This is a genomic window from Streptococcus porci DSM 23759 (genome assembly GCF_000423765.1).
Taxonomy (GTDB): domain Bacteria; phylum Bacillota; class Bacilli; order Lactobacillales; family Streptococcaceae; genus Streptococcus; species Streptococcus porci.
In genome coordinates, this window is the sequence record NZ_AUIP01000018.1 from 49,149 (window position 1) to 57,748 (window position 8,600).

At 43.5% G+C, this 8,600-nt stretch carries 7 protein-coding genes and 1 pseudogene; all 8 read left to right on the forward strand.

The window, feature by feature from the left end:
• Positions 1-29: 29 nt before the first annotated feature.
• Positions 30-1,076 (forward strand): heat-inducible transcriptional repressor HrcA, encoded by a 1,047-nt coding sequence (hrcA, locus tag G576_RS0108225; RefSeq protein WP_027974198.1) that lies wholly within the window; start codon positions 30-32, stop codon positions 1,074-1,076.
• Positions 1,076-1,600, forward strand: a complete 525-nt coding sequence (gene grpE, locus G576_RS0108230; RefSeq protein ID WP_027974199.1) for a nucleotide exchange factor GrpE — start codon at positions 1,076-1,078, stop codon at positions 1,598-1,600. The genes hrcA and grpE overlap by 1 nt, the downstream gene beginning before the upstream one ends.
• Before the next feature lie 269 nt (positions 1,601-1,869).
• Positions 1,870-3,693 (forward strand): molecular chaperone DnaK, encoded by a 1,824-nt coding sequence (gene dnaK / locus G576_RS0108235; RefSeq protein ID WP_027974200.1) that lies wholly within the window; start codon positions 1,870-1,872, stop codon positions 3,691-3,693.
• Positions 3,694-3,951: 258 nt separating this feature from the next.
• Positions 3,952-4,587 (forward strand): DJ-1/PfpI family protein, encoded by a 636-nt coding sequence (locus G576_RS0108240; protein WP_027974201.1) that lies wholly within the window; start codon positions 3,952-3,954, stop codon positions 4,585-4,587.
• Positions 4,588-4,779: 192 nt separating this feature from the next.
• Positions 4,780-5,916 carry a molecular chaperone DnaJ gene (gene dnaJ / locus G576_RS0108245; RefSeq protein WP_027974202.1) on the forward strand — a complete coding sequence of 379 codons (1,137 nt, stop codon included), beginning with the start codon at positions 4,780-4,782 and terminating at the stop codon, positions 5,914-5,916.
• A 79-nt stretch (positions 5,917-5,995) separates the two neighbouring features.
• On the forward strand, positions 5,996-7,444 hold the full coding sequence (locus G576_RS0108250) for an amidase (protein ID WP_027974203.1): 1,449 nt from the start codon (positions 5,996-5,998) through the stop codon (positions 7,442-7,444).
• 100 nt (positions 7,445-7,544) lie between these two features.
• Positions 7,545-8,291: pseudogene (locus G576_RS12570) on the forward strand (transporter substrate-binding domain-containing protein); the annotation flags it as partial.
• Between the two features lie 129 nt (positions 8,292-8,420).
• Positions 8,421-8,600 (forward strand): hypothetical protein (locus tag G576_RS13320; protein ID WP_425423377.1); only part of this gene is annotated, 180 nt, incomplete at its 3' end.

Below are 8,600 nucleotides of genomic sequence, written 5' to 3' on the forward strand. Positions count from 1 at the left end.
TCTTCAGTCAGAAGGAGGTGACATCTTACATGATAACCGATCGTCAGAATGACATTTTGAATTTGATTGTTCAGATGTTTACCCAGACGCATGAGCCCGTTGGCTCAAAGGCTTTGCAGGAACTCATTTCTTCTAGCTCTGCGACTATTAGAAATGACATGGCTAAGTTAGAAAAACTAGGTTTCCTTGAAAAAGCACACACTTCCAGTGGCCGTTTGCCCAGTCGAGCGGGGTTTCAATACTTTGTCACCCACTCACTCAATCTTGATAGCATTGACGAGCAGGATGTTTATCAGGTCATCAAGGCCTTTGATTTTGAGGCTTTCAAGCTAGAAGATATTCTTGGTGTGGCAAGTAGGCTGTTGGCGGAGATGACAGGTTACACGGCTATTGTTCAGGATGTGGAGCCGACGCGTCAGAAGCTGACAGGCTTTGACATTGTTCAGCTATCTAGCCACGATGCTTTGGCGGTTCTGACTCTTGATGAGTCCAAGCCTGTGACGGTGCAGTTCGCCATTCCCAAAAACTTTTTGACCAGCGATTTAGCGACGTTAAAAGCTTTGGTTGATGAGCGTTTTGTGGGAAAAGCGGTGCTGGACATTCACTATAAATTGAGAACAGAGATTCCACAGGTAGTTCAGAAGTATTTCAAGACCATTGATAATGTTCTGGATCTCTTTGATTACATTTTTAGTCAGCTTTTTAAGGAAACGATTTTTATCGATGGAAAAGTTGCTGCCTTGGCCTATGCAGACCTAGCTACCTATCAGTTCCTAGATAATGAGCAAAGAGTAGCTCTGGAACTTCGCTCTGCCATTTCCCAAGACCAGATGACTAAGATCCAAGTGGCTGAAAGCAGAGAGTCAGCATTGTCGGAGTTGACGGTTATCAGTCATCAGTTTCTCATTCCCTATAGGGGCTTGGCGCTGATGAGCTTGATTGGACCAGTCGAGATGGATTACCGTAGGGTTGTCAGTCTCATCAACATCATCAGTCGGGTTATGGTGGCTAAATTGGCAGATTATTACCGTTATTTGAATAGTAACCATTATGAAATGGATAAAGGAGGTTTCTAGTGTCAGAAGAAACAAAAAATGAAGAAGTTATCGAGGAAGTTGAGACGGCTGAGGAAGTCCTAGACCAAACTCCCGAGACTCCTGAAAAATCAGAATTGGACTTGGCAAATGAGCGTGCAGAAGAATTTGAAAACAAGTATCTCCGAGCGCACGCTGAAATGCAAAATGTCCAACGTCGCGCCAACGAAGAACGTCAAACCTTACAACGTTATCGTTCTCAGGATTTGGCCAAAAAAATCTTGCCAAGTTTGGATAACTTGGAGCGTGCTCTGCAGGTTGAAGGTCTGACAGATGATGTCAAAAAAGGTTTGGAAATGGTGCAAGAAAGTTTGGTGCAGGCTCTGAAAGAAGAGGGCATTGAAGAAGTTCCGACGGAAAGCTTTGACCACAACTTCCACATGGCAGTCCAAACCTTACCTGCTGATGATGAACACCCAGCAGACACGATTGCGCAAGTCTTCCAAAAAGGCTACAAACTGCATGAACGTTTGCTGAGACCAGCTATGGTTGTGGTCTATAACTAAGATTAGCAAAAATAGCTCTGCTATTTTCCAAAAGAATAAAAATCTGACCGAAATGTCGTTAAACTACTTGAAAAGCAAAATGTGAGTTAATAGCTTGCAAAATCAGCACTGTTCAAGAAGTGCATATTACATTAAGAAATTTAAATTTTTGAAAGGACTTGAACCCGAACGAAATGCTCGGAAAATAGATAAACCGCCTTGCATTCATCGAATGTTACCTTGGTTTTCTAATTTTCAGTCGCATTTTCGGTGTTCTTGGTATCATTATTATGTCTAAAATTATCGGTATTGACTTAGGTACAACAAACTCAGCAGTTGCAGTTCTTGAAGGAACTGAATCAAAAATCATCGCAAACCCAGAAGGAAACCGCACAACTCCATCTGTTGTTTCTTTCAAAAATGGTGAAATCATCGTTGGTGATGCGGCAAAACGCCAAGCAGTAACTAACCCAGATACTATCATCTCTATCAAATCAAAAATGGGAACTTCTGAAAAAGTTTCAGCAAACGGTAAAGAATACACACCACAAGAAATCTCAGCTATGATCCTTCAATACTTGAAAGGCTACGCTGAAGAGTACCTTGGTGAAAAAGTAACTAAAGCCGTTATCACTGTTCCTGCTTACTTCAACGATGCCCAACGTCAAGCAACCAAAGACGCTGGTAAAATCGCTGGTCTTGAAGTAGAACGTATCGTCAACGAACCAACTGCAGCAGCCCTTGCTTACGGTTTGGACAAGACTGACAAAGACGAGAAAATCTTGGTATTCGACCTTGGTGGAGGTACTTTCGACGTATCTATCCTTGAACTAGGTGACGGTGTCTTTGACGTACTTGCAACAGCAGGTGACAACAAGCTTGGTGGTGACGACTTTGACCAAAAAATTATCGACCACATGGTAGCTGAATTCAAGAAAGAAAACGGTATCGACTTGTCAGCTGACAAGATGGCCCTTCAACGTTTGAAAGATGCGGCTGAAAAAGCTAAGAAAGACCTTTCTGGTGTAACATCAACTCAAATCAGCTTGCCGTTCATCACTGCAGGTGCAGCAGGTCCGCTTCACTTGGAAATGACATTGACTCGTGCAAAATTTGACGAATTGACTTACGACCTTGTAGAACGTACAAAAATTCCTGTTCGTCAAGCTCTTTCAGATGCAGGTCTCAGCTTGTCAGAAATCGACGAAGTCATCCTTGTTGGTGGTTCAACTCGTATCCCTGCCGTTGTAGAAGCTGTTAAGGCTGAAACTGGTAAAGAGCCAAACAAATCTGTAAACCCTGACGAAGTAGTTGCTATGGGTGCGGCAATCCAAGGTGGTGTTATCACTGGTGATGTGAAAGACGTTGTCCTTCTTGACGTAACACCATTGTCACTTGGTATCGAAACAATGGGTGGCGTCTTTACAAAACTCATTGACCGCAACACAACGATCCCAACTTCTAAATCACAGGTCTTCTCAACTGCGGCGGACAACCAGCCAGCTGTTGACATCCACGTGCTTCAAGGTGAGCGTCCAATGGCAGCGGACAACAAGACTCTTGGCCGCTTCCAATTGACTGACATCCCTGCAGCACCTCGTGGTATTCCACAAATCGAAGTAACATTTGACATCGACAAGAACGGTATCGTTTCTGTAAAAGCCAAAGACCTTGGTACACAAAAAGAGCAAACAATCGTTATCAAGTCTAACGATGGTCTTTCAGAAGAAGAAATCGAGCGTATGATGAAAGATGCTGAAGCTAACGCTGAAGCGGACGCAAAACGTAAAGAAGAAGTTGACCTCAAAAACGAAGTTGACCAAGCTATCTTTGCCACAGAAAAAACTATCAAAGAAACTGAGGGCAAAGGTTTCGACGCAGAACGCGATCAAGCTCAAGCAGCCCTTGATGAGTTGAAAGCAGCCCAAGAAGCTAACAACTTGGACGATATGAAGGCTAAACTTGAAAACCTCAACGAAAAAGCCCAAGCCCTTGCAGTGAAACTCTACGAGCAAGCTGCAGCAGCACAACAAGCAGCCGCAGGCCAAGAAGGTGCTCAAACAGCCAACAACGCAGGCGATGATGTTGTAGACGGCGAGTTTACTGAAAAGTAGTACTCTTCGAAATTCTTCACTAGGCTTCGTTAACTCTCCTCGATGAACTCCAGTTCAATCTTCGTCCAGTTGCCTAGCCTAGTCTTGAATTTCTTTGAGTATCTAGAATTTGGAAAGTTATCTTTTTCCCGAAGTTCTTAGCCCGAACTCAATTCTCACCTTCCCGAGAATAGAAATCATTCGTCAATAAAATTTCCAATCACAGAGGTTGCAACCCAGCCTCTGTTTTTGGGTAAATAGCTGACGAGGAGGTTTTTTATGAAAAAAATTGCTTGTTTGCTTTATCCTAATTTTTCTCTTTATGAGATAGCTCCTTTGACTAGCATATTGGTGTTGAATTTTGGGAGAAAGATTGATTTTATTGCTTCCACTACGGAAACGATTTATTCGGAGGATGGTCTACCTTGTCATGCTAACAAAATCTTAGAAGAGGTAAATATAGAGGAATATGATTGTATTCTTTGTCCAGGGACGATTGACTTCACTCCGGCTTTGAGAGATGAGCACCTCATTCGATTTCTGGCTGGCTTAGATGGTAAGCCAATCAAAATTGCAGCGATTTCCTCTGCTCCGATCTTGCTTGCTAAGGCTGGATTATTGGAGAATACCTTATATACAGGTGGTATTTGGCAAAATTTCATGGACTATTTTGACTTTCTACCTGGAGAAAATTTTCGTCCCTTACCAGTCTGTGAAGATGGGAATATTATCACAGGAACTGGTTTTACAGTCAATGCCTTTTCACGTCAGGTTCTTACCAGTCTAAGATTGGTTGAAGATGCGACTATGTACTTCAAAGAAAATGATGATTACTCTGCGGAAGACTTTATTTTCGAATTGTCTGACGAGGAATTTGAAGAGTTCAAAGCAACATTTGAAAAAGGTCCTAACTAATTTTACAGAAAGGAAAGTGTTCGTAATCGAACACGGGCTACTTTCAACATTTCAATGAAAGGAATACAAGTTCGTTTATTCGAACACAGGCTGAAAACCTAGTGAAAAAGATAAACTTCCTCGTGTGTTTTACACACTGCGTCAGTTTCCTATTTTCATACGGTTTTCTTAACGCCTTTTGTATCATAAACTATGAACAATACAGAATATTACGATCGTCTGGGAGTTTCTAAGAATGCCTCTCAGGACGAAATCAAAAAAGCCTACCGTAAGATGTCGAAAAAATACCATCCAGACATCAATAAAGAGGCTGGAGCAGAACAAAAATATAAAGAAGTTCAGGAAGCCTACGAAACACTAGGTGATGAACAAAAACGTGCTGCCTATGACCAGTACGGCCCTGCTGGAGCCAATGGAGGATTTGGCGGTGGAGGATTTGACGGCTTCGGAGGAGCTGGTGGTTTTGGTGGATTTGAGGATATCTTCTCGTCATTCTTTGGTGGGGGAGGGGGGATGCGCAATCCCAATGCTCCTCGTCAGGGTGATGACCTCAACTACTCTATCCAATTAACTTTCGAAGAAGCGATTTTTGGGACAGAAAAAGAGGTCAAATACCAACGTGAAGCCTCATGTAATACCTGTGGTGGTAATGGCTGCAAACCTGGTACTAGCCCAGTAACCTGCAGTCGCTGTCATGGGCAAGGTGTTATCAATGTGGATACCCAAACGCCACTCGGTATGATGCGCCGTCAAATGACTTGTGACGTCTGTCATGGTCTCGGGAAAGAAATCAAAGATCCTTGTCAAACCTGTCGTGGTACTGGTCACGAAAAACGTGCCCATCAAGTTTCTGTAAAAATTCCAGCTGGGGTGGAAACAGGTCAACAGATTCGCTTGCAAGGTCAGGGAGATGCTGGCTTTAACGGTGGTCCATACGGTGACCTCTTTGTCATCATCAATGTGAAACCTAGTGATAAGTTTACCCGTGAAGGGACAACAATCTTCTATAACTTGGATTTGAATTTTGTTCAAGCTGCTCTGGGGGACACCGTGGAGGTACCAACAGTACACGGCAACGTCGAGCTGACCATTCCTGCGGGGACACAAACAGGTAAGATTTTCCGTCTCAAAGGTAAGGGAGCACCGCGCTTGCGTGGTGGCGCCCAAGGCGACCAGCACGTGACCGTCAATATCGTCACCCCAACCAAGCTCAATGACGCACAAAAAGAGGCACTCAGAGCCTTTGCGGCAGCTAGTGGCTTAAAGGATATCCATCCTAAGAAAAAAGGTTTTTTCGATAAAGTCAAAGACGCTTTTGAGGAAATCTAAAGAGCAAATCAGCAGGAAATTCTCTTGCTGATTTTTTGTCTTTCTGATAATCTAGTGAAAAGGATAGAGGAGGTAAGTCATGGATTTTAAAGACGCTAGTGAGCAGGCTCAGGCTGTTAAGACAGGTGAGGTATCCGCTAGGGAAGTGGTCTTGGAAAGTATCAAAAGGATTGAAGAGTTAAATCCTGAGCTAAAGGCGGTGGTCTCGATGCAGTTTGAGAAAGCTTTGGCAAAAGCTGACGCCCTGATTGACTTATCAGCTCCCTTTGCAGGTGTCCCTATCCTGCTTAAAGATTTAGGGCAACATCAAGCTGGGCAGTTATCAACATCGGGCTCCAAACTTTTTGCCAACTATTATGCCAATCAAGACGACAACTACACCAAAAAGATTGAGGAGTTGGGCTTTATCATCTTAGGACGGACCAATACACCGGAATTTGGCTTTAAAAATATCTCAGATAGCCAGTTGCATGGCTTGGTCAATCTTCCTAAGGACAAGACCCGAAACGCGGGTGGTTCTTCTGGAGGTGCGGCAGCTGCGGTGGCTTCAGGTATGGTTCAGCTAGCGGGAGCCTCTGATGGCGGTGGTTCCATTCGGATTCCCGCCAGTTTCAATGGGTTGATTGGTCTCAAACCTAGCCGTGGTCGTCTGCCAGTGGGGCCTGGTTCTTACCGTGGTTGGCAGGGGGCATCGAGCCACTTTGCGCTGACCAAGTCTGTTCGCGACACTCGGCAGTTTCTTTACGGCATGCAGACTTGCCAACTGGAGAGTCCTTTTCCTCTACCGACGCTATCACATGACGCTCTTTTTAGAAAAATAGCGGAGCCTTTGACCATAGCTTACCGTCTAGAGTCTCCAATTGGGACAGTCCTTTCAGATGAAGCGAAATGGGCGGTGCTGGAAATGGTGGACAAATTGACTAAGCTAGGTCATAAGCTGATTCCTCTTGAGCGAGACATCCTTGATGGTGTGGAAGTCATGAAATCTTACTACATCATGAACAGTGTCGAGACGGCTCAAATGTTTGACCAGATTGAAAAATCTTTTGGTCGCGACATGACTCTCTCTGATATGGAGCTGATGACTTGGGCTATTTATCAAAGTGGACAAAAGATTCCAGCTAAACATTATTCACAAGTCTTGCAGGATTGGGATAGGTATGGAGCGGTTATGGCTGACTTTCATAAGACTTATGACCTACTCCTAACACCGACAGTAGCCAGTGTGGCACCCAAGCATGGGCAATTCGCTCTGTCACCTGATTTGCAGGAAAATCTGAAAAATATGGATAGTTTTTCCGTAGCTGATCAACAGGATTTAATTTGGGAGATGTTTGCGGACAGCTTGGCCTGGACTCCTTTTACTCAGTTGCAAAACCTGACGGGGCAGCCAGCTATTTCTTTACCGACTTTTGTACGTGAGGATGGTCTGCCAATAGGGGTTCAATTGACGTCGGCTAAGGGGCGTGAGGACTTGCTTTTAGCCCTTTCTGAGCAAATTGAAGAAAGTGGTTTGCTGAAAATGTAAGCGTGTTTAATTTTCAGTTCAATTTTTTGCGTCAGCTTTTTCCTTGTGATATAGTGAAATAGTTGGTCGTCAAAGACCGGCTAAGAATAGGAGAATCATAATGTTTAAGAAGTTGTTGACCTCGGCAGCTCTGCTTTCTGCCATCGGATTGACTTCTTGTTCATCTCAGGGCAAAAGCACTAGCCAAACACAATTTGATAAAATCAAAGAAGTTGGGGTCTTGAAAGTCGCGACGCCGGGAACGCTTTTCCCAACCTCGTACTATAACGACGATAAGGAGCTTGTCGGTTACGAAATCGATATGATGAATGAAATTGGCAAACGTCTGAATCTTGAAATCGACTATCAAGAGATTGGTGTTGCAGAAGCGCTGACCTCTGTTGACTCTGGTAAGGTTGATGTATCTGTCAATAACTTAACGCCGACGGCTGAACGTAAAGAAAAGTACAATCTTTCTGAAGCCTACAAGTATTCAGTCAGTGGCATGATTGTCCGTGAAGACGGTTCGTCAAAGATCACTGCAGAAGACCTTTCTGACTGGAAAGGTAAGAAAGCAGGTGGTGGTGCTGGTACGACTTTTATGAAAATTGCTGAAAAATTGGGCGCAGAGCCAGTTATTTACGACAACGTAACCAATGATGTTTATCTTCGTGACGTCTCAACAGGTCGTACTGATTTTATTCCAAATGATTACTATACTCAGGTTATCGCTGTTAAGGTGATTACTGAAAAATTCCCAGATATCAAGGTTAAGATGGGAAATGTCAAATATAATCCGACAGAGTCTGCAATTGTGATGAGTAAAAAAGATGATAGCTTGAAAAACATACTAAGATTAGTAGTGAAGAAATCTCCGACGGGAGAGAGTAGTCACTACTTTTTCTTTATGTTAAAGTAGAGGTGTCTTGTTAAGTCGAGAACTCTTTTGACGCTAGACGTCGCATCAAAAACTGGCAAGACACCTGTTTTAGAAAGAATGTTATCAAAGTATGTGGGACGCCAGACGTCGAGTATTGAAAATGACATCACTAAAACAAGGAATCATTCAAGACAAAGAGGTAATATCATGCGTGCAGTTTTTGGGATTGATGTGAGTAAGGCAAGTTCAGAAGTGGCCATTCTAGTCAATGGTGAGAAAGTTCATGGCTATACCATG